Origin of the sequence: Aliiglaciecola sp. NS0011-25 (genome assembly GCF_040370605.1) — a bacterium.
Taxonomy (GTDB): Bacteria; Pseudomonadota; Gammaproteobacteria; order Enterobacterales; family Alteromonadaceae; genus Aliiglaciecola; species Aliiglaciecola lipolytica_A.
The window spans coordinates 294,996-315,708 of the sequence record NZ_BAABWR010000001.1 but is presented as its reverse complement, the minus strand read 5'-3'; the positions used below and the strand labels follow the sequence as shown (position 1 = coordinate 315,708).

At 41.7% G+C, this 20,713-nt stretch carries 18 protein-coding genes; 10 read left to right on the top strand and 8 right to left on the bottom strand.

The annotated features are described in order from the left end of the window. Window positions 1–2: 2 nt before the first annotated feature. Window positions 3–548, top strand: a complete 546-nt coding sequence (locus tag ABWV72_RS01430) for a hypothetical protein (protein WP_353368392.1) — start codon at window positions 3–5, stop codon at window positions 546–548. A gap of 57 nt (window positions 549–605) precedes the next feature. Here ABWV72_RS01430 and ABWV72_RS01425 read toward each other — a convergent pair whose 3' ends face one another. Continuing rightward, window positions 606–1,805, bottom strand: coding sequence for a YcbX family protein (locus ABWV72_RS01425; protein WP_353368391.1), 1,200 nt, complete (start codon window positions 1,803–1,805; stop codon window positions 606–608). Window positions 1,806–1,921: 116 nt separating this feature from the next. Then, window positions 1,922–3,229, bottom strand: a complete 1,308-nt coding sequence (locus ABWV72_RS01420) for an amidohydrolase (protein ID WP_342805502.1) — start codon at window positions 3,227–3,229, stop codon at window positions 1,922–1,924. Between the two features lie 384 nt (window positions 3,230–3,613). Between ABWV72_RS01420 and ABWV72_RS01415 the strand changes: the two genes are divergently transcribed. Then, window positions 3,614–4,456: a sugar phosphate isomerase/epimerase family protein gene (locus ABWV72_RS01415; RefSeq protein WP_216048719.1), complete on the top strand. Its 843-nt coding sequence runs from the start codon at window positions 3,614–3,616 to the stop codon at window positions 4,454–4,456. A gap of 58 nt (window positions 4,457–4,514) precedes the next feature. On the opposite strand, the gene ABWV72_RS01410 is transcribed toward ABWV72_RS01415, so the two are convergent. Further along, complete coding sequence (locus ABWV72_RS01410) at window positions 4,515–5,306, bottom strand: AraC family transcriptional regulator (RefSeq protein ID WP_342805500.1); 792 nt, start codon at window positions 5,304–5,306, stop codon at window positions 4,515–4,517. Window positions 5,307–5,457: 151 nt separating this feature from the next. On the opposite strand from ABWV72_RS01410, the gene ABWV72_RS01405 reads away from it, so the two are divergent. From ABWV72_RS01405 to ABWV72_RS01375, 7 genes are all read left to right on the top strand, one after another. After that, complete coding sequence (locus tag ABWV72_RS01405; RefSeq protein ID WP_353368390.1) at window positions 5,458–6,639, top strand: Gfo/Idh/MocA family protein; 1,182 nt, start codon at window positions 5,458–5,460, stop codon at window positions 6,637–6,639. A gap of 11 nt (window positions 6,640–6,650) precedes the next feature. Continuing rightward, the gene (locus tag ABWV72_RS01400; RefSeq protein WP_353368389.1) at window positions 6,651–7,703 is read left to right on the top strand and encodes a sugar phosphate isomerase/epimerase family protein; all 1,053 of its coding nucleotides are present in this window, start codon (window positions 6,651–6,653) and stop codon (window positions 7,701–7,703) included. 62 nt (window positions 7,704–7,765) lie between these two features. Beyond that, window positions 7,766–9,013 carry a nucleoside permease gene (locus ABWV72_RS01395; protein ID WP_216048721.1) on the top strand — a complete coding sequence of 416 codons (1,248 nt, stop codon included), beginning with the start codon at window positions 7,766–7,768 and terminating at the stop codon, window positions 9,011–9,013. Further along, window positions 9,000–9,608, top strand: a complete 609-nt coding sequence (locus ABWV72_RS01390) for a gluconate 2-dehydrogenase subunit 3 family protein (RefSeq protein WP_353368388.1) — start codon at window positions 9,000–9,002, stop codon at window positions 9,606–9,608. Before ABWV72_RS01395 ends, ABWV72_RS01390 begins: the two co-directional genes overlap by 14 nt. Window positions 9,609–9,665: 57 nt before the next feature. Further along, the gene (locus ABWV72_RS01385) at window positions 9,666–11,405 is read left to right on the top strand and encodes a GMC oxidoreductase (protein ID WP_353368387.1); all 1,740 of its coding nucleotides are present in this window, start codon (window positions 9,666–9,668) and stop codon (window positions 11,403–11,405) included. Between the two features lie 41 nt (window positions 11,406–11,446). After that, window positions 11,447–12,118, top strand: coding sequence for a cation efflux transmembrane domain-containing protein (locus ABWV72_RS01380; RefSeq protein ID WP_353368386.1), 672 nt, complete (start codon window positions 11,447–11,449; stop codon window positions 12,116–12,118). 1,006 nt (window positions 12,119–13,124) lie between these two features. Beyond that, window positions 13,125–14,984: a TonB-dependent receptor plug domain-containing protein gene (locus ABWV72_RS01375; RefSeq protein ID WP_216048725.1), complete on the top strand. Its 1,860-nt coding sequence runs from the start codon at window positions 13,125–13,127 to the stop codon at window positions 14,982–14,984. A gap of 70 nt (window positions 14,985–15,054) precedes the next feature. Here the strand turns inward: ABWV72_RS01375 and ABWV72_RS01370 are convergent, their stop codons facing one another. From ABWV72_RS01370 to ABWV72_RS01360, 3 genes are read right to left on the bottom strand one after another with little or no spacing between them, the layout of a single operon-like run. After that, on the bottom strand, window positions 15,055–15,840 hold the full coding sequence (locus ABWV72_RS01370; protein ID WP_303501825.1) for an RMD1 family protein: 786 nt from the start codon (window positions 15,838–15,840) through the stop codon (window positions 15,055–15,057). A gap of 9 nt (window positions 15,841–15,849) precedes the next feature. Then, window positions 15,850–17,013 (bottom strand): peptidase C39 family protein, encoded by a 1,164-nt coding sequence (locus tag ABWV72_RS01365; RefSeq protein ID WP_353368385.1) that lies wholly within the window; start codon window positions 17,011–17,013, stop codon window positions 15,850–15,852. 9 nt (window positions 17,014–17,022) lie between these two features. Continuing rightward, window positions 17,023–18,483 carry a RimK family ATP-grasp domain-containing protein gene (locus tag ABWV72_RS01360; RefSeq protein WP_216048728.1) on the bottom strand — a complete coding sequence of 487 codons (1,461 nt, stop codon included), beginning with the start codon at window positions 18,481–18,483 and terminating at the stop codon, window positions 17,023–17,025. Window positions 18,484–18,724: 241 nt separating this feature from the next. Here ABWV72_RS01360 and ABWV72_RS01355 point away from each other — a divergent pair, with 241 nt between their 5' ends. Continuing rightward, window positions 18,725–18,958, top strand: coding sequence for a hypothetical protein (locus ABWV72_RS01355; protein WP_342805490.1), 234 nt, complete (start codon window positions 18,725–18,727; stop codon window positions 18,956–18,958). Between the two features lie 490 nt (window positions 18,959–19,448). On the opposite strand, the gene ABWV72_RS01350 is transcribed toward ABWV72_RS01355, so the two are convergent. Continuing rightward, window positions 19,449–20,273 carry a LysR family transcriptional regulator gene (locus tag ABWV72_RS01350; protein WP_342805488.1) on the bottom strand — a complete coding sequence of 275 codons (825 nt, stop codon included), beginning with the start codon at window positions 20,271–20,273 and terminating at the stop codon, window positions 19,449–19,451. A gap of 89 nt (window positions 20,274–20,362) precedes the next feature. Next, on the bottom strand, window positions 20,363–20,530 hold the full coding sequence (locus ABWV72_RS01345; RefSeq protein WP_216048731.1) for a hypothetical protein: 168 nt from the start codon (window positions 20,528–20,530) through the stop codon (window positions 20,363–20,365). Between the last annotated feature and the right edge of the window lie 183 nt (window positions 20,531–20,713).

The window sequence follows — 20,713 nt, the reverse complement described above, 5'->3', positions numbered from 1 at the left end:
TTATGCAATGCCAACGATTATGTTTTCGGTGTGAAGGTGGCTTGCAGGAAATTACGCCAGCAAATGTAACCGATATACAATTTTTCTGCTGTTTGTCTTGTGGTTGTGAATATACGCTTAAAACTGGTGGCGAATTACACGACCGATGGTTAATGCCGTTAACAATTGTTTTGTACAATGTGATTTATGCTCAAGATCCTTTGGCTAAAATTGACGTTACCATGGATCAGTTGCAGACTAAAAAACCTGAATTTATCAACGCGCTTGCTAAACATATCGAAGACGAGCTTGACGCTCCAAAACAAAAACTCTGTGATATTCATGATTTTGTTTATCCAAACGAACAAAAATTGCGGGATTTTTTGCGTGAAGTTTTACACCGTTTAGCACAACTAAAGCATGCTCAAAGTGGCGCCGAAACAGTCTCATCAAGCCTATCAAATACAGATACCCGTCTACTTAAAAACACAAAATCGCGGTTATCTAAATTGTTTAACTATTTTGTAATTATGATAGCTGTCACTATCTTGATTACATATTTTTATTAGCCAATTTTATACCGACTTCGTTTACTTTCGAGCTGCATTCAAGGTGATTGAAAGCTCTTAACCCTTGGTTATTTCAATGTCGGTTCGGGGAACACAACTGCAAGCCAGTATGTAGCCCTGTTTTTGCTCTTCTGCCGTGATGCCATTAGGTTCATTAATATATGTTACCTCGCCGCTATTGAGTTTGACTTTGCATCTGCCGCAAATTCCTGCTCTGCAAGCGAATGGTAAGTTCAAGCCAGCCGTTTCGCCTTGTATTAAAATTGATTCTTGATTGTTACCTTGGTAATTGAGATTCCAACTGGAAAAATCAATCTTTAATGGTTTTTCTGTGGCCTGTTCAATTACTTGTGCTTGACTAGTCAATGTTTTATTTTGCTGCTTTATATTCTTAGTCTTAGGTATCTCGTTAGCGTTTGCTGCAATGGGCGCTTGGTCAAAATAAATGCTTCGAGCTTGTTGTTCAATCACGCTAACGTCATCCTCTAGTTTGATGTGACCTGCATTAAGCGCGATTAGGTTTTGCCCAAAAAGAACATCCCCTTTTTTATCTTTGCGGTACTTTTGTAGCGTTGAAAGGGGTTCTAATTGAGGGTTTTTTTCGCCAGTAATTGGATCAACTGTTGTGAAAATACATCGCGAACATGACTTCATGATCTCAAATTCAACTTCACCTATGCGAATTTTTTTCCAATTATCTTCCTCAAATGGCGCACAATTATCGATGACTAAATTAGGCCGAAATTGACTCATTGTCACTGGTGTAGCTAAACGTGAATTTAGATCATTTAAACTTTGCTGTGAAATTACTAAAAATGGATAGCCATCAGCAAAAGATACCTCACTGTCACTGTTTTTAACCCGACGCTTTGATTGTTCGCCAAAGAACACCAATTTACATGGTTTGCCAAGAAACTGACTAAACCAGTGATCATAAATAGGATCGCAATATTGTCCATTTATGTCATCTTCCCAAACTTTCACCGTCTGATATTTTTCAGAAAACTCTGCATATTTGATAATTAATTCTGGCATTCCTGGCGCATTTAATCGCAAACCTGTTGCCGTGACCTCCGTTTGAACAAGGCACAAGGTGCTGTCGGTTCTCGCCGTGATAAAGGTGCCATTGGTTTGGGTTAATACAAATCTGCGATCAAATTCCAAACCCATTTGCTCTACTTTGCTACTGGATAAGGAAATACCTGCACAGGATTTAATAGGATAAATATTGATTTGACTAAGAGTTAATTGGGGCACAGTAGTTGTCTTATTAGGTTATGTGTTAAACATTTCGCATGTTGCATGTACTTTGAAAAATGTATTAGCACCGCTATTTGAATAACGGTGCTTAATTGTCTGTGGTTTGGTGAATATTATTCGGATGCACTATTTAAATAGTCTACAGCCAAGGATGACATCACTTTTACACCGGTCTTTAAGGCCTTTTCATTGACGTAAAAATCAGGGCTGTGATTGGTCTTCATGTCTTCTTCTGGCACACCATCAGCCCCAATACCCAACATAAAATATAAGCCTGGTATTTTGTCTTGGAAATATGAAAAGTCTTCCCCAGCCATAATCACAGCATTTTGGCGCACATGTTCCTCACCAACCACTTTTTTAATTGTAGGTAGCATTTGTGCGGTCAATGCTTCGTCGTTGTAGGTGACTAACGTTGCTGAAATGACTTTAAAATCGGCTTTAGCACCAGTCAAAGAAGCTGCGGTTTCAACCGTAGATTTTAAGCGTTTTAGTAACTCTTCACGAACACCTTTATCAAAGGTACGAATAGTACCGCTCATGGAAACTTTTTCAGAGATTATATTATGTCTCAAACCACCTTCAATAGTGCCCACTGTGATCACCGAAGGTGCCGCAGTGATGTCAAGTTGTCTGCTTGGAATAGTTTGTATTGCGGTCACAATTTGGCTGGCAGCTAAAATGGGATCTACACCTAACCAAGGCGATGAACCATGGGTTTGCTTGCCGGTTACTTCGATGAAAAAGGTGTCCACTGCTGCCATGGCTCCTTTAGGACGATATAGAATATCACCGGATTTATATGGCCATACATGCAAACCAAATATTGCTTCGGGTGCATATTTACCCTCTAACACACCTTCTTTAATCATCATTGCTGCACCACCGTCTTCATCTAGTGGCGCTCCCTCTTCAGCGGGCTGGAATATAAATTTAACAGTGCCTGGAATCTGTTCTTTTATGCTCGCCAGTACTTTGGCAGTACCCAACATAATCGCCATATGAGCGTCGTGTCCACAAGCGTGCATCACGCCAACCTCTTTACCATTGTATTGAGTTCGTTGTTTTGAAGCGAATGGTAAACCAGTTTGTTCAGTAACAGGTAACGCATCCATATCCGCTCTTAGAGCTAGTACTTTACCCGGCTTGCCACCTTTGAGAACACCTACAACGCCGGTAAAGGCAACCCCAGTTTCTACTTCCATACCAAGAGCTTGTAAATAGGCAGCAACTGTTTTTGCGGTTTCAAATTCGCGATTAGACAGCTCCGGATTTTCATGGAAATGACGTCTTAACTTAATCACTTCAGCCTCAATCTCGTCACTTTTTTGGGCAATCAGAGTTTCTAAATCAGCGCTGAAAGCCTTGCTAGAAATCACTAAACTTAATAATAAAGTTATTAAATATGTTGAAAGTTTCACCCTTGTTGATCCTCTAAGTCCAATCTGTAATTCATGAGTCTACTAAATTTGGAGCGCATAATCTTGATGTTATCCAGGATTTAGTTAATAAGGGGAAACAAAACAAATTCCCAGTATTTGAGTTATCTGTGCAAGCACATGATGGGCGCGAGTATGCCTATTCAAAAAATCTTTGCTTGCTTAACGGGTCTGTAAAAACTATGAATTTTTCAGTTTGCGACGAACTAGGGGGTTTGCTGAGACAAAGTGGATAGAAGACGTTAATAAATTGTTATTCGCTGAAATTGTTATAGCTTCAACCGATTTTCTTATACGGCTAATAGCACACATGCTTATATGATTTCGGCTATTCTAAAATTAACCAATCGACAACGGAAGTAACTCATGAAAACGATGAAACGACTTGTAAGTGGCGCAGCAATGAGTATTTGTTTGCTTACTAGTGCCCAATTGGCTGCCCATGAATTGGGACTGCAATTATTTAGTTTACGTCATCAGTTTGCTGAAGACCCAGCCAAAACCCTTGACCAAATCCAGCAGTGGGGTTTACATGCAGTGGAAGGTAGCCGTGATCTATATGGTTACACCGTTGAAGAGTTTCGAGCAGAATTGGATAAACGCGGTATTGATGTGGTGAGCTCAGATACCAGTTTTGAGGAACTTCGAGATAATCCTATGGCGGCGGTATATCGAGCCAAATTCTATGGTGCAAGCTATACCACTTTCTATTGGGTTCCTCATGGTGAAAATTTCCTATTTGAAGATGCGCAAAAAACCGTAGATGTAATGAACCAAGCCGGTGCGTTGCTCAAGAAGCATGGTGTGACCTTGCAATATCATGCGCATGGATACGAATATTTACCTTATAAAAATGAAACCCTGTTCGATTACATTATCCAAAATGTCGACCAAGCTAAATTTCAAATGGATGTATTCTGGACGAAACACGGTGGCATGGATCCTACCGCGTTACTTAAAAAATACCCTGGAAAATTCACTTCATTGCATTTAAAAGATCGTAAAAAAGGTACTGAAAATTCATCTAAAGGATCTGCTGACGGTGATACTAATGTCGTGTTAGGGCAGGGAGACGTGGGCATAGCTGCAGTTGTGGCGGAAGCTAAAAAGCAAGGTATCCGATACTTCTTTTTAGAAGATGAGTCGTCTCGGGTGGTTCAACAAATACCAGCGAGTTTGTCTTATTTGCAGTCTTTAGAAAAGTATTAGTAACTCGTCAGTAAACTCAAAGGCGAGTTTTGAGCGTCTCAAAACTCGTTAGTTGTATCTACTCCAGCGAATCAGCATCGTCTAACATGGTCGCTTTAATCGCCGCGTTTTGTATTTTCTCTGCCTGCATTTGTTCGCGCATTTGGGAGGGATGAAATCCAAAAAATTGTTTAAATTGCTTCGTGAAATAGCTGTGATCACTAAAGCCACATTTGAACGCGATTTCAGAAATCGGAGTATCTGTTTCCACCAACATTAATCTCGCATTTTCCAGACGTACTTCGCTAATAATTCGAGTGGGTGTCTTGGATAATTGCTTTTTGAAACGTCTTTCAAGGGCGCTGACAGACAAATGGGATAACTCCGCTAACTCCTTTAATGAAATGGCCCGGTGATAATTCTTGCGAATGAAATCTAAGGGGATACGAATGCTTTCAAAATTTGCTAGTGCTTGAGAGGATTTATGAAAGTGCCGAGTGATGCCGTAAGAACCGATGATATTGTCATTTTTATCGCGCAGTGGCCGCTTTGATGTTGAAAACCAACCTAATTCTCCATCTTTAGATATATTCATTTCCAAGCGAGACGTAATTAATTCTCCTTCTAGTAGTTTTCGATCGTCCGTTATGTATTGCAGTGCCAGATGGGGATCGAAAAGCTCGGTATCGCTTTTTCCGTAAACTTGGCTTCTATGCTGAAATCCAGAGTGTTCAAGATAAGCATTGTTGGCATAAACAACACGACTTTCCCGATCTTTAATCCAAAACAGAATATCTGGAGTAAGTTCAAACACATCGACTAATTGTTTGATTTCCAGCTCTCCCATAGATTCAATCCAGAATTGTGACATAAATCCCTCAGGTGACGTCGTTAGATAAGTTCATATTATAGTATGCGCCGAAATAATTGCACTAATGACCGAATAAATTATATCGAGAAGCTTGCCTGATTGCCTATACTTGATAACGAAATGTTAATGCTTATGCGAGGGTGAGGAATTCATGGAGAACACAAGGTCATCGAGTAAAATTCGAATGGGTATGGTTGGCGGAGGTAAGGGCGCATTTATTGGTGCTATCCACCGTGCTGCCGCAAATCTAGACGGAGAGATCGAGTTGGTCTGTGGGGCGTTTAGTTCCGATTATCAAAATGCTTTAGATACTGCTGAAATGTTGAATATTCCTGCCACTCGTTGTTATGCGGATTTTAACACTATGTTTACAGAGGAGGCGAGACTGCCAGAACCCCAGAGGATGCAGTTTGTTTCTATAGTTACGCCGAATCACTTGCATTTTCCAGTAGCTAAAGCTGCATTTGAGGCAGGTTTTCACGTACTCAGTGATAAACCCGCAACCTTCACCCTGAATGAAGCAATTGAATTGAAAGGCATTATTGAAAAGTCAGGTTGTCTGTATGGATTGACCCACACCTACACCGGTTATCCAATGGTTAAAGAAGCAACTGCACGGGTAGCTAATGGCGAGCTTGGCGACATTACTAAAATAGTGGTTGAGTACACTCAGGGTTGGTTAGCCAACAAAGATGATGAAGATAGCAAACAAGCCTGTTGGCGTTTAGATCCTAAGCGCGCTGGGGTGAGTTGTTGTATGGGCGACATCGGTGTACACGCGGCAAATTTAGCAGAAACTATTAGCGGTTTAGAAATTGTCAAATTATGTGCGGATTTGGAGCCTGTTGTCGACGGCAGACAACTCGATGATGACGGTACCGTGTTATTGCGTTTCAACAATGGCGCAAAGGGAGTTTTACTATCAAGCCAAATATCAGTAGGTGAAGAAAATAATTTGAATATTCGTATCTACGGAACAAAAGCTAGCCTGCAGTGGCAACAGATGGAACCCAATACCCTTTGGATGAAGTTTAACGATAAACCTAGCCAGATGATTCGTGCCGGAGTTGGGGAGTGTGCTCCTGCAACTGCGCAAAGTCTGCGTACTCCTGCGGGGCACCCTGAGGGGTATATTGAAGCTTTCGCTAATCTATATGGTCAATTTGCACAACAGATTCGCGACTTTGATGTATCAAAGCAGACGGATATTTCGGTTCAAGCGCCAGGCATAAATGAAGCAATTCGAGGAATGGCATTTATTGAAAATACCGTTGCAGCCAGCAAGTCTTCGCAAAAGTGGCATCCCTTTTTACTTGCCGATATCCAACTTTAAGGAAACAGACAATGAAACAGATTAAAGGCCCCGGTATTTTTTTAGCGCAGTTTGCCGCCGATGAGTCGCCGTTTAATAATTTAGATGATATTTGTCAATGGGCATCATCGTTAGGTTTTAAAGCGATTCAGATACCCACTTGGGATGGGCGCATTTTTGATTTACAGCAAGCAGCGATGAATCAGACTTACTGTGCAGATATTGAAGCGACCGTTGCCAAACATGGCATGGTAATTAGTGAGTTATCAACTCATTTACAAGGTCAGTTGGTTGCCGTTAATCCTGCTTACGATGAAATGTTTGATGGCTTTGCCCCGGATGAGGTGAAAAACAATCCAGCCGCACGTCAAAAGTGGGCGGTACAGCAGATGCTGTGGGCAGCGAAGGCGAGTGCTAACTTAGGGTTGACGTCTCACGCTAGTTTTTCCGGTGCTTTATTATGGCACACCATGTATCCATGGCCGCAACGACCTGCAGGATTAGTCGAACGTGGATTTGCAGAGTTGGCGAGTCGATGGTTGCCGATTCTGGATGCCTTTGATGAGGCCGGCGTGGATCTGTGTTACGAGTTGCATCCTGGTGAAGATCTGCATGATGGCGCTTCTTTCGAAATGTTTTTAGAGGCCACTAATCATCATCCTCGGGCTAATATCTTATACGATCCAAGCCACTTTATTCTGCAACAACTAGATTATTTAGCATTTATCGATTTGTATCACAAGCGAATCAAAGCATTTCATGTCAAAGACGCAGAGTTTAGACCATCTGGCCGCTCTGGCGTGTATGGCGGCTATCAAGGCTGGCTGGATAGACCCGGGCGATTTCGTTCATTGGGCGATGGTCAAATTGATTTTAAAGCAATATTTAGCAAATTGACGCAATACGGTTTTGATGGTTGGGCAGTCATGGAATGGGAATGTTGTATTAAGCATCCAGAAGACGGTGCAGCAGAAGGTGCAAAATTTATTGCTGAACATCTTATTCGTCCCACTGAAAAAGCATTTGATGACTTTGCGGGTAGCGGCAAAGACGATGAATTGAATCGCCGTATTTTGGGGCTCTAAAGTAAAATTGAAATAGTGGTCAACGAATCGTTGTTGGTTTGATCATAGGAGTAATAAGAAAAATGAATAATGTAACTCTGCGCCTAAGTTTAATGATGTTTTTACAGTTTTTCATCTGGGGAGGCTGGTTTGTCACTTTAGGGACGTTTTTGGCCAATAACTTGTCTGCCTCGGGTAGTGAGATTGGTATGGCCTTTTCGACGCAATCATGGGGAGCTATTATCGCCCCATTTATCATAGGTCTGATTGCTGATCGTTATTTCAATGCCGAAAGAATTCTAGGGGTGCTGCATTTAATCGGTGCTGTGCTGATGTATTGCCTTTATCAAGCCCCTGATTTTGCAGCTTTTTATCCATTTGTTTTAGGTTACATGATTGTTTATATGCCGACCTTAGCCTTAGTTAATTCGGTGGCGTTTTCGCAAATGCGTGACCCGTCAAAACAGTTTGGCAAAATTAGGGTGTGGGGCACTATAGGGTGGATTGTGGCTGGTTTATCGATTAGTTATTTATTTGCTTGGGATGGAAAAGAAGCAATTCAACAAGGAATGCTCGGCAATACATTTTTATTGTGCGCAGCGGCATCTCTAGTTTTGGGGCTGTTTAGTTTCATGCTACCGAAAACGCCACCGAAAAGTGCTGGTGAACGAATGGGATTGAAAGAGATCTTGGGACTTGATGCCCTCGCATTATTGAAAGATAAAAACTTTTTAGTGTTCTTTATATCTTCTATTTTAATTTGCATACCTTTGGCTTTTTATTATCAAAATGCCAACCCATTTTTGACTGAAATTGGGGTCGCGAATGCGACCGGGAAAATGACGCTAGGACAGGTTTCCGAAGTCGTATTTATGCTAATACTACCGGTCTTTTTAAACCGCTTCGGTATTAAAATTACTTTATTGATCGGTATGCTGGCATGGGTTTTACGCTATGTGTTATTTGCCTATGGAGATGCCGACAGTGGAATTGCCTTACTCTTAGTCGGTATTGCGTTACACGGTGTTTGTTATGATTTTTTCTTTGTTTCTGGACAAATATACACAGACTCCAAAGCCGGAGCTAAAGTGAAAAATGCGGCACAAGGTCTAATTACCTTAGCAACCTATGGGATTGGTATGTTAGTTGGCTTCTGGATAGCTGGCAAAATAGCCGATTCGTATGCTACTGACATTGGCCACGACTGGTTCAATATTTGGTTATTCCCAGCGGTATTCGCATTAGCGGTATTTTTACTATTTATGCTGGCATTCAAAAACGAAAAAATCGCAATCAATAACGAAGCGGGAGCCTCCGATGAAACCAACTAAACTAAGCCAACCACAAAGACGCAAGTTTGTGCAGCACCTTGTCCGTGCAATGGGACTGACCACGGCCACTGCTCTGGTATATGGCTCGAATCTTAACGTGGCAATGGGATTTCAGATTAGAACTGGGGATTTAGACGCTGCAGGAGTGTTGTTTGATAAACCCACCATGCTGACATTAAAGCATATCGTTAACACGATTTTACCGCGAACTGACACTCCTAGCGGTGCAGATTTAGATTGCCACGGATTTGTCGACCACCAACTATTTCGCTGTCACAGTGAAAAAGAGCAGCAAGTGTGCTTGGATATTATTACCCAAATAGACCAATATTCAATGGCAAATTTTAAGCAATCATTCAGTCAAATTGATGCTCAAAAGCAAGCTGAATTATTACAAGCTATTGAAGCCATGCAAGGCTTTTCCCTACCACAAAAAAATCAGTTTAAGTTTCTTAAGTCACTGATTATATTTGGCTATTTCACATCAGAAGAAGGTGCAAGCAAAATTCTTCGATACGACCCTGTGCCAGGCGGTTTTAGTGTTATTCCTTTAAAAGAGGATGACAAATCGTGGGGCAGTTTTGCTTATTATTGAGCTAGTTTGATACTGACATAGTTTTTTGTTCGAACAAAAAAATCGCTAGGAAATGACGTGAATAAAGATATTTATATAAAACAACAAAATGAAAAATTTGATGTATTGGTTGTGGGTTCTGGGATTACCGGTGGTTGGGCAGCGAAAGAGTTTTGTGAACGGGGTTTCAAAACTCTGATGATCGAACGTGGCCGAGTGGTTGAACACCGCAAAGATTATGTCGCTGAAGGTAAGCCGGTTTGGGATTATGAAAATCGTAGCAAAGTAGATAATCTGCTAATTGAACAACAATACAAAATTCAAAAAGATTGTTATGCATTTCACGATGGTACTAAACAATTTTTTGGCAATGACCGCGATCTCCCCTATGAAACAGCTGATGGTACTGATTTTCGCTGGATACGGGCAAATCAATTAGGCGGTAAATCTTTGTTGTGGCATCGGCAAAGTTATCGCATGTGCGAAGACGATTTTTTAGCTAACAAACGTGATGGGGTTGGTAATGATTGGCCGATTCGATATCAAGATATTGCAGATTGGTATTCTTATGTTGAAACCTTTGCTGGCATCAGTGGTAGCAAAGAGAATTTGTCTAACCTACCCGATGGTGAATTTTTACCGCCCTTTGCTATGACGGGCCCAGAAAAAGCGTTGAAAGCAGCAATAGAGAAGGCCTTTCCCGGACGTAATTTAATAATGGGACGAACGGCTCACCTGACCAAACCCACTACTTTGCATCTATCTCAGGGGCGAGTGCAATGTCAGACCCGTAATGAATGCCAAAAAGGCTGTTCGTTTGGGGCCTATTTCTCGACACAAAGCTCAACTTTGCCAGCAGCAGCAAAAACCAATAATTTGAGTATTGCCGCAAATAGTGTTGTACATAGCTTAATATATGATGAAAAACGCAATCGTGTTGTTGGGGTTAGAGTGATCGACAACGATGATCTGTCTACCCGTGAGTACTTCGCCGATGTGGTGTTTTTGTGTGCAAGTACCATTGGTAGTACCCAAATTATGCTCAATTCTACTTCTAAGAAATTTCCTAATGGTATTGCTAATTCGTCAGGTGTGTTAGGCCACTACTTAATGGATCATAACTATAATGCCCGCGCCACTGGGGATATTGAAGGTTTTGAGGACGAGTATTATAAAGGCCGACGGCCTTCATCTTGTTATATGCCAAATTTCCAAACCAGACCTGAGTTATACCGTAAGGGCTATTTGCGCGGGTTCGCCTATGGCATTAATACCTATCGCGCTGATTGGCGTGGCAAAAGCCAACAAGATGGCATCGGCAGTGAGTTTAAAGATCAGTTAACTCAACCGGGTAAATGGGGCGTTGATTTTTCTGCGCAAGGGGAAATGTTGCCACATTTTGATAATCAAATGTCATTACACCCAAGTAAAAAAGATAAGTGGGGGATGCCACTAATTAACTTTAACGTGCAATATCGAGAAAATGAAAAAGCTATGATGGATGACGCCGCCGAAATGGGCGCTGAAATGTTACGGGTTGGTGGATGTACTAATGTCAAAAGCGGCACTAGCTATGATTTACCCCACCGTGCTCCAGGTATTGCTATTCATGAAGTTGGCACCGCGAGAATGGGACGAGATCCGAAAACCTCTGTATTAAATCAATATTGCCAAAGTCATGATATTCCTAATTTATTTGTCACCGATGGTTCGGCATATTGCTCTTCAGGTGTGGTTAATCCATCACTCACCTTTATGGCGTTAACTGCTAGGGCTGTGGATTATTGTGCTAAGGAAATTAAAGCACAGCGTTTGTAGTTTAAGACGCTAACGACTATTTGGGGTTGCTTGATAGCGCCATGTCCCTCAAAATAGCCGACTTAGCATCTAATAAACTGACAGGGGATAAAATGGCCAATTGCTGCAGTGAAAAATCCTGTGAAATAGAAGCGCTCAGGGATAAACAAGGTAAGACGTTAAAGATAGTTCTGGCTATCAATGCGATCATGTTTGTTGTGGAATTGACTGCTGGGTTGATGGCAAATTCAGTGTCGTTAATTGCAGATTCTTTAGATATGCTGGGCGATGCAATGGTTTACATTTTTAGCATTTATGTGATTGCTCGTGGGGCAAAAATGAAAGCTATATCCGCCATGTTTAAAGGCTCGATTATGGCTGTATTTGGTTTATTTGTTTTAGCCCAAGCAATTTACAGTATCATAGTTCCTCATTCACCCACATATGAAACAATCAGCCTGTTTGGTTTCATCGCCTTATTAGCCAATGGTGTATGTTTGGCATTGCTTTGGAAACACCGCGCGGAAGACATTAATATGAGTTCGGTATGGTTATGTTCACGCAATGACATTATCGCCAATATTTCAGTTATTTTTGCTGGTGTTGGGGTTTGGTTAACTAGCTCCGGTTGGCCAGATATCGTGATCGGTCTAGCTTTAGCCTGCTTATTCTTACAATCCGCTGCACAAGTCTTAAAAGAATCAATTAGCGAGTATCGCACCGCCCAATCCTGAATATTGTGCCGACGTCTGTGTAGCATGGCCTTTAGGCCATGGAATATCTCAAACATATTGCGAAGCTAAAGCCGCCACCTACAATACAAAACCCTGTAGCATGGCCTTTAGGCCATGGAATATCTCAAACGCATTGCGGGACTAAAGCCGCCACCTACAATACAAAACCCTGTAGCATGGCCTTTAGGCCATGGAATATCTCAAACATATTGCGGAGCTAAAGCCGCCACCTACAATACAAAACCCTGTAGCATGGCCTTTAGGCCATGGAATATCTCAAACACATTGCGGGACTAAAGCCGCCGCCTACAATACAAAACCCTGTAGCATGGGCTTCAGCCCATGGAATATCTTAAACACATTGCGGGGCTAAAGCCGCCACCTACAATGCAAAACCCTGTAGCATGGCCTTTAGGCCATGGAATATCTCAGACACATTGCGGAGCTAAAGCCGCCACCTACAATACAAAACCCCGTAGCATGGCCTTTAGGCCATGGAATATCTCAAACGCATTGCGGGGCTAAAGCCGCCACCTACAATACAAAACCCTGTAGCATGGCCTTTAGGCCATGGAATATCTTAAACACATTGCGGAGCTAAAGCCGCCACCTACAATACAAAACCCTGTAGCATGGGCTTCAGCCCATGGAATATCTTAAACACATTGCGGGGCTAAAGCCGCCACCTACAATACAAAACCCTGTAGCATGGCCTTTAGGCCATGGAATATCTCAGACACATTGCGGAGCTAAAGCCGCCACCTACAATACAAAACCCTGTAGCATGGCCTTTAGGCCATGGAATATCTCAAACGCATTGCGGGGCTAAAGCCGCCACCTACAATGCAAAACCCTGTAGCATGGCCTTTAGGCCATGGAATGAAGGTATATTCGGGCCGATGAACAACGCAATAAAAACGATAAATAAAGGTGATTGCGTCAGTAAAAGCATTTAGAATCGCCTCCCTTAAATTAATTTCTTCTATCAATATCAAGGATAATTCAAGTGAATCTGAAGTACGGATTTTGTTGCATTGCGGCGCTGTTTTCCCTGTCAGTGTCTTCAATATCGGTTTTGGCCCAACAAAATGTGGAAACACTGCAGGTTACGGGTACGCGACTAGCTGATAATACAGCGGGCAGTTTTTCCAGCTTATCTAGAGAGCAAATTGATGCTATCAACCCTGCATCCACACTCGACCTTCTGAATCGCATTCCCAATATCGTTATTGCTGAGAACGGTGTTGCTGGTGGTGTTTCCTTTGTATCTGTGCGTGGAGGTGAATCTAATTTCACTTTGGTTCTAATTGATGGTGTTGCGGTTAATGACTCAACAAATAGTCGTGGAGGCGGTTTCGATTTTAGTCAAATAAACCCGCAAAGTATCGAGCGAGTTGAGGTTTATCACGGTGGCATCAGTGCCATCTACGGTGGTGAGGCCATCAGCGGAGTGATTCATATTATTACTCGAGAGCAAGCTGCGCCAGCGATTAATTTGGAAGTTGGCAGCGATAAACAGGTTAACGGGAGTTTAAATCTTTCCCATGCTTACGCGAATGGTGTTTCGGTGTTGGCGAGTCTATCTTCTAGGCAAAGGGAAGCTTCTGATTTTGCCACGGCTAACAGTCAGCAAGGTCTGTTTAAAGTCGCTTTTGCCAACACTAAACAAAATCACCGACTGTTAGTCACTTACAGTGACAATGAAAACCTGAGTTTTGCTGAAGATTCCGGTGGAGAGCTTTATGCAATGCCTCAGGTAGCCGAACAACGCAACAGCGAGCAGTGGCTGGTGGGCTTAAACAATACGCTTCAGTTAGAACCATCGTTGGCTGTTAATCTTAACCTGTCTTGGTTGGATCGTCAGGAGTCATCAGATCACCCAGGTATCGCCGAAGGAGTGCAATCAGGTGTGCCTGCTAGTGTTATTGATTCACAGTTCACTCGTTCTGAAATTGAATTGTTTGTGAATCATCAGCTAAATCAACAAACTACCATTGTGGTTGGGGTTAGTGCACGCGATGCTGAAGGCAGCAATACTGGCTTTCTTGATTATGGATTTCAACTACCTGTAGATTTTGTATTAGAACAGAATTCGCAAAGTGCCTTTATTGAAGGGAAATATGCGCAAAATAACTATGCTATAGATTTAGGATTGCGATATGACGATGCTGACAACTTCGATAGTGAAACATCGGTTCGATTCGCTGGACATTATGATCTTTCTGATGATGTAAATGTGTTTGCGGTGTACAACGAAGGTTATAAATTGCCGAGCTTTTTTGCCTTGGCACATCCGCTGGTGGGCAATCCGGAGTTGCAACCAGAGCGCAGTGTCAATAAAGAACTCGGCGTGGAATGGGTCTTTGAACTGGGGCAAATTACATTGGTGTTATTTGAAAATGATTTCACTGATTTGGTAGATTTTGACGCTGAACTATTTACCTCAGTCAATCGAAGTAGTGTGGAAACTTCAGGGGTAGAGCTAAACAGTAATATTGAATTAACAAAGTGGCTGCAACTGTCAATTGACGTAAGTTATGTAGATATCACGGTTGACGGCCAGCAAAGCCAGTTGCGCAGACGCCCTGAATGGTCTGGCGGTGCAAGTTTAGATGCCCAGTGGCACGACGTGACTATCTCAATTTTTGCAGATGTGAGGGATGCGTATTTAGATAGTTCAATTCCCACAGGATTAGTTGAATTGGGTGGATATGCTAAATACGGTGTATCAGCAAATTGGCAGTTATCTGATAATTTGCAGACTCACTTAAATATCGATAACGCCCTTGCTCATGACATTCAAGATTCCGTTGGGTTTGAGAATAATGATGCCAATTTTCGGGTTGGTATGACCTATCAATTTTAAACTAAAAATATCTTTAAACGGCCAAATACAGTTAGGTATTTGGCCTTTATGATTAACCGCTAACCTGCGGTTAATGAACGAAAAAAAGCACAATTTCCACCGCAATCAAGATGATGATTATCCATTCCAAAAATGAAGAATGTTTATGGTTTTGCTCCGCCGCCAGCATTTCAAAGAGTTCATGAATAGTTTCTAGCTTGAGGTTGAGCAATTCAATTCTTTGAGTCAGTTCAAGATATTTGGTTGCGGCCAAATAATCTTCTTGGGTCGCAGGGTAATCCCAAAAATATTCTGGTACATCCAATAAACTAAAACGCAACATAATGTCGTTTTTAGTTTGAAATAGCGCTCCTCGTCGCATCGCCAGCTTTTTTCGGCTTAATTTGATATTACCTGTGGTAGCAAGTTCTTTTGCCAGATGTCGATTATGGGTAATCGTACTTTCCGCTTGAGATTCAAATACTTCCAATTTACGTGACTGCGCAAAAGCATGGCTTATGGCCAATAAAGTGTGCGTTTTCGCCGCGCCTAAAGTAAAGATGTCATTGCAAATGGATAGCTTGGCATCATCGACCAAATTAAACTGGTAAACTTCCCAGTGCTCAGTTGGACCTGTGGTATTAAACGCCTTCAAGTCTTCCATTAAATCAGTCTTTTTAGCGGCACTGATTCCCCAAGTCACAACCACCCCATAGTCAAATATAAATACATGACCTTTAGGAAGATCTATATGTAACGCATCTCTGTAACGATTAACCACAAAGTGTTTAGCAAACTGACTTTGAATCGCCTTGAGTTCAAGGGTGTCTGCGATGCAGATAACTTCAATCAGTTGAGATGAAAAATTGCTTGTCATGTTTTTTCCTTATTTATTTACACGACTAATAACAACGGCTGTACGTAATTTGGACTTACCAAATACCGACAAATTATTAAAGTCTTCTTTCGCCAACGGAATATGTTGGCAATCTGCCATTTGCTGATTATCAACTTCCTCTGTGGTGTCATCTGGATCAGGGTCATGGAAATATAAGCAGTCATCATCCACATGGGTAATAGTGACCCAATGCGGTGACTTTTTACCGTCTAGTTGATAGGTACTTATCAGGCTCAGCACTACCGAACCTGCTGCTAATTCTGATTGGATCATTGCTACACTGGGTGCGCTATATTGAATCGGTAATCCAATTTCCTTTGCTCGTTGTTTAAAGCGTTTTTCAACAGCATGCATGATGTTTTTTTTATGCTCACTGCGCACGCCATCAAGAAACAAAGTGTCTTTTGTATTTACATATACCTTGGCATCAAAATCCCGTTCCATCGCTGCTATGCCTAAACCAATAGGATGACAACCACCGTGACCAGATGTCATGAAAATGGTGGTAGCTTGTCGCCAAATATCTAACTCTAAAGATTGGTTCATGTTCATCTCAGAATCGAGATTATTCATCGCCATCATCAAAGCTGCAGGTCCACAAGTAAACTCCGTGGTTTGTCGATACCATGGGTAACTTGCCCAGCGTTGTTGAGTTAAACGCTGGTGAATCGGCTTTTGCATACGCAAAGCGTCTACACTGTTATGATAATAGTTGCGATAAACACCAAAAGATCGGTAACCGAAAGATTTATAAAGGTTTATCGCCGTTTCATTGTCACAGGCTACTTCTAAACGCATAAACAATTTTCCGCGCTCAACAGATTCTTTTTCCAATTCACTCAATATACGTTTGCCCAAACCGCTTCCTTTGGCTTGTTTCGATACGGCAATCGAATATAGCCTGCACAAGCGAGTACCTTTGCGCATCAACACAAGTCCATAACCCAATATCGCTGCTTGAGATTTTTCCGACGCGTTTTCTTGTACCGCCACAATAAATACACATGTAGGAGATTTCAGCCAATGCCTGAAACTCCGGCGGCTTAAACGATCAGAATCGAAACTCTGTTTTTCCAATTCGAGCAGTTGCTGCAAATCTTCATTTGCTGCTGCTCTTATTAAAATTGGCATCGTTTGTTGTTTAGATACCATAATGTTCACTTAGCGACCTCTCGCTTCAAGACGATTCGCAAATTCTTGCATAATGATCATGTACAGCTCTTTACCTAAATAAAGGTCTTCCACTTTCGACTCCAAACTGGGGTTGTCATTCACTTCAATCACATATACCTGGTTATTAACCTGTTTGATGTCTACTCCGTATAAACCTTTACCAACGATAGCACTGGCTTTCACCGCCGCATCTAACACGGGCTTGGGTACTTCGAAAGTTGGCAAAGTCTCAAAATCACCAGAGAAATGTGCTTTGGAACCGTGGTTGTATATTTGCCAGTGATTGCGAGCCATAAAATAACGGCAAGCATAAATAGCACGGCCATTAAGCACACCAATACGCCAATCGAAATCGGTATAAACGTACTCTTGGACTAAAACCAACGCTGATTTAGTCAACATTTCGGTTAATTTCAATTTTAGCTCGGCAAAGTTCTCAACTTTAAACACACCCATTGAAAACGAACTTTCGGGTAACTTAAGTACGATTGGATAGCCAAATTCTGCGGCTAGCTTTTCGCAGGTTTCATCAAGTGCGTTTGAAACAAAACTGCTTTTTGGAGCTGGTACTTTGTTATAGCTAAATGCATCGTGTAAAAACACTTTATTGCAACAGCGCAGAATCGACTGCGCATCATCAATGACTACCAGACCATCTTGTTCAGCTTTGCGCGCTAAACGATAGGTGTGGTGATCGATCGCAGTGGTTTCTCTGATAAATAGAGCATCATACTGACCAATATTGGTTGCTTGTTTTGCGTTAATTAGCTCCGCGTGAATACCCACTTGTTCAGCAGCCTTTATAAAGCTTTTCAACGCCTTACTGTCACTTGGAGGTGTTTTTTCCTGTTCATTAACTAAAATCGCCATGTCCCAACGGAATTTTTTCTTGTTGTAATGATTGCGCCAAGTTGATTGGGTGTAATGTTCCAAACGCTGAATAAACACCGGCCAAGTTTTCGCATCCAACTCGTTACAGCCCATAACCGATACCTGCACCCAAATAGAGTTATCAGATGGCTTTATTTTTAGGCGTAATATTGGCGCTGGATAACGTTCAAACACATGTTTTGATAACTTTTTGAAACTTTCATTTTCGGTCCAACCAAAAAATACCAAGATTTCCACTTCTTCCTTATCAAATTGCATAGGAAGGAAAGACTTAGCTAGTGTTAGTCCAGATTTTTCTACTGATTCGTGCCGATTTAATGCGGTTAAATCGTTAATACAGTTAACGCTGGGTAACACCTTATGTTGACGGGCTTCAGCCAGTAACGAACAGTAGTAACCCTCGCTCAAATAAAGCGATGTATTACATAAGTTGATTACTCTGGTTTTGGGTTCACCAGCTTTAGGATAATCCGCCAAATACTGAGCAAAATCGATTATATTTGCATCAATTTGTGGTAACCCATCTAACGTGTCAACGACGACTAACGATTTATACATTTGTTAATTTCAGCCTTAAATGTGAATTTTTTAAACGCTGAAAAAGTCATTTTAACAGCCTTAAAAAAGTGAGCGAAATATAGACGTTCCATAGCCAAATACAACAATAAAAGCCTAGTACATTGACGAAAAATTATTGTCTTCACGAGCAAATTAATTTGCTGGCAAAGATCAATGAATGGGATAAAAATTCAGCCACTTTTTAGACTGATTAAATTCCCTAATTGAATTGGAGAAAACAATGAATAAATGGCTATTAGGCGTAGCAGTAACTGCAATTTTTGCTAGTGTTTCTTATGCGCAAGAAGCAGCAGATCCAGACACCGTTGCTGATATGCTGCAATACTGTCTTGAAGTCGCCGCGGAAGATGGTACTGGCGATTTGAGCAAGCAAGAGTTTGTTTTAAATTGTGTTAACGACGAGCTTGAATCTGAAGGTTTCACAAAAATAACGGCATTACCTAAAAAAGTATAATCACACCCGCCTACACATTCAAACCCGTAGCATGGCCTTTAGGCCATGTGGGCTTGTTTTTTTCGCGGCGCTAAAGCCGCCGCCTACACATTCAAATCCGTAGCATGGCCTTTAGGCCGTGTGGGCTTGTTTTTTCGCGGCGCTAAAGCACCCGCCTACAAAAAAATACCGTAGCATGGCCTTTAGGCCATGTGGGCTTGTTTTTTTCGCGGCGCTAAAGCACCCGCCTACACATTCAAATCCGTAGCATGGCCTTTAGGCCATGTGGGCTTGTTTTTTTCGCGGCGCTAAAGCCGCCGCCTACACATTCAAATCCGTAGCATGGCCTTTAGGCCATGGGAGGCTTGTATTTTTCGCGGGGCTAAAGCCGCCGCCTACAATAGAAACCCTGTAGCATGGCCTTTAGGCCATGGAATATCTCAAACACATTGCGAGGCTAAAGCACCCGCCTACAGAGAGGGGATTTCATCCAGCCCATCGGGCGCGGCCTTTAGGAGCTTATTGCAGAAACTGAGTTTGTGATAAATTTAACTACTGCAATGAGTTCTTCAATATTGTTATTTTCAATCACATTCAAATAAATACGCACGTTAAAATCACAAGGAATATCCAATTTTACCAATCCGGGATAGCTTCCTGTTTCAGGTAATAATGTACAGCCTTTTTCACTACTATTTAATTGCCCAAGTCCTATTTGATAAGAGCTGGTTTTTAAACGTGCATTTCGGCATTGGGGGAATTGTTGATAAACATTGTCTGTGACTTTATGGCTCCACTCAATGTGAACATATTCTTCCAAATCTTGGCTATTGGGTTTGGCAAAAAAACGCAGAGGGATTTCTGCTATTTGACTGGTTTCAACGTTATCCAGTTTAAGCGGTTCTGTGGTGAAGGCCATGTCTATGGTGCGTTCATGTAGTTGCCTAGACAACAATTCAGTGTTTCCTAAATCTGTTCGAAGCGATATCTCAGGAAATTGATGAGCGACCTCGCAGAGGATCTTATCAAGACTTAAATAGAATGCATTCGGAGTGGTTGCCACACTCAAAAATCTGACGCTTTTATGATTTAATGCTTGTTTTGCCTCTAGCAGTTTTGCCGACAGTTGTTTCGCGTAAGGAATGAGCTGTTCACCAGCTGGAGTAAGTTGAATACTATTTCGATTACGAATAAACAAGGCTGTATTAAAATACTCTTCGAGCAATTTAATCCTGGCACTAACGGCAGATTGAGTGAGGTATAAGTTGTCAGCTGCTTTACCAAAATGGCGTGTATTAGCAACTTCCAAAAAAGTACTAAGGAAACGGATATCCACAACAAATTCACGAATTTGACTAGGTTACCCGTTTAATACTTTAAATATGCCGATTAAGCAAGCCCTATGGCCTGCTTAATCTTTCTAGCTTAATGATATTGAGATTGTCTATCTCGCTCTCGACTCAACTTTTTACTGTCTCGTTTACGCCTTTCAATATCATTCATACGCTTACTTTTGTGCGGCGCGTCAGAATTACTATACATCCAGTCTGAATTATCAAAGTCTTCTTTTTCGCGTCTGTAATCTTTGCTCATTTTAGCTCACCAGTTAAATATTCATTACTCATTGCATGACAGAATAGAACTCGCTCCATCCTGACTCTGTTTGAGTGGAGTTATCATTGCAACTTCCTAACGGGCTGTGAAACAAAAAAAATTTATCTTTAAGATAAATATATTTTTTGCTGAATTGGTATTAGTTTTGATGAGTGGGTTTTC

Coding starts and splice junctions, on each gene's coding strand:
- ABWV72_RS01380 (WP_353368386.1), top strand. CDS start 11,447: ATGTCCCTCAAAATAGCCGACTTAGCATCTAATAAACTGACAGGGGAT.
- ABWV72_RS01365 (WP_353368385.1), bottom strand. CDS start 17,013: ATGGTATCTAAACAACAAACGATGCCAATTTTAATAAGAGCAGCAGCA.
- ABWV72_RS01390 (WP_353368388.1), top strand. CDS start 9,000: ATGAAACCAACTAAACTAAGCCAACCACAAAGACGCAAGTTTGTGCAG.
- ABWV72_RS01430 (WP_353368392.1), top strand. CDS start 3: ATGCAATGCCAACGATTATGTTTTCGGTGTGAAGGTGGCTTGCAGGAA.
- ABWV72_RS01345 (WP_216048731.1), bottom strand. CDS start 20,530: ATGAGCAAAGATTACAGACGCGAAAAAGAAGACTTTGATAATTCAGAC.
- ABWV72_RS01395 (WP_216048721.1), top strand. CDS start 7,766: ATGAATAATGTAACTCTGCGCCTAAGTTTAATGATGTTTTTACAGTTT.
- ABWV72_RS01355 (WP_342805490.1), top strand. CDS start 18,725: ATGAATAAATGGCTATTAGGCGTAGCAGTAACTGCAATTTTTGCTAGT.
- ABWV72_RS01370 (WP_303501825.1), bottom strand. CDS start 15,840: ATGACAAGCAATTTTTCATCTCAACTGATTGAAGTTATCTGCATCGCA.
- ABWV72_RS01360 (WP_216048728.1), bottom strand. CDS start 18,483: ATGTATAAATCGTTAGTCGTCGTTGACACGTTAGATGGGTTACCACAA.
- ABWV72_RS01400 (WP_353368389.1), top strand. CDS start 6,651: ATGAAACAGATTAAAGGCCCCGGTATTTTTTTAGCGCAGTTTGCCGCC.
- ABWV72_RS01410 (WP_342805500.1), bottom strand. CDS start 5,306: ATGTCACAATTCTGGATTGAATCTATGGGAGAGCTGGAAATCAAACAA.
- ABWV72_RS01405 (WP_353368390.1), top strand. CDS start 5,458: ATGGAGAACACAAGGTCATCGAGTAAAATTCGAATGGGTATGGTTGGC.
- ABWV72_RS01415 (WP_216048719.1), top strand. CDS start 3,614: ATGAAAACGATGAAACGACTTGTAAGTGGCGCAGCAATGAGTATTTGT.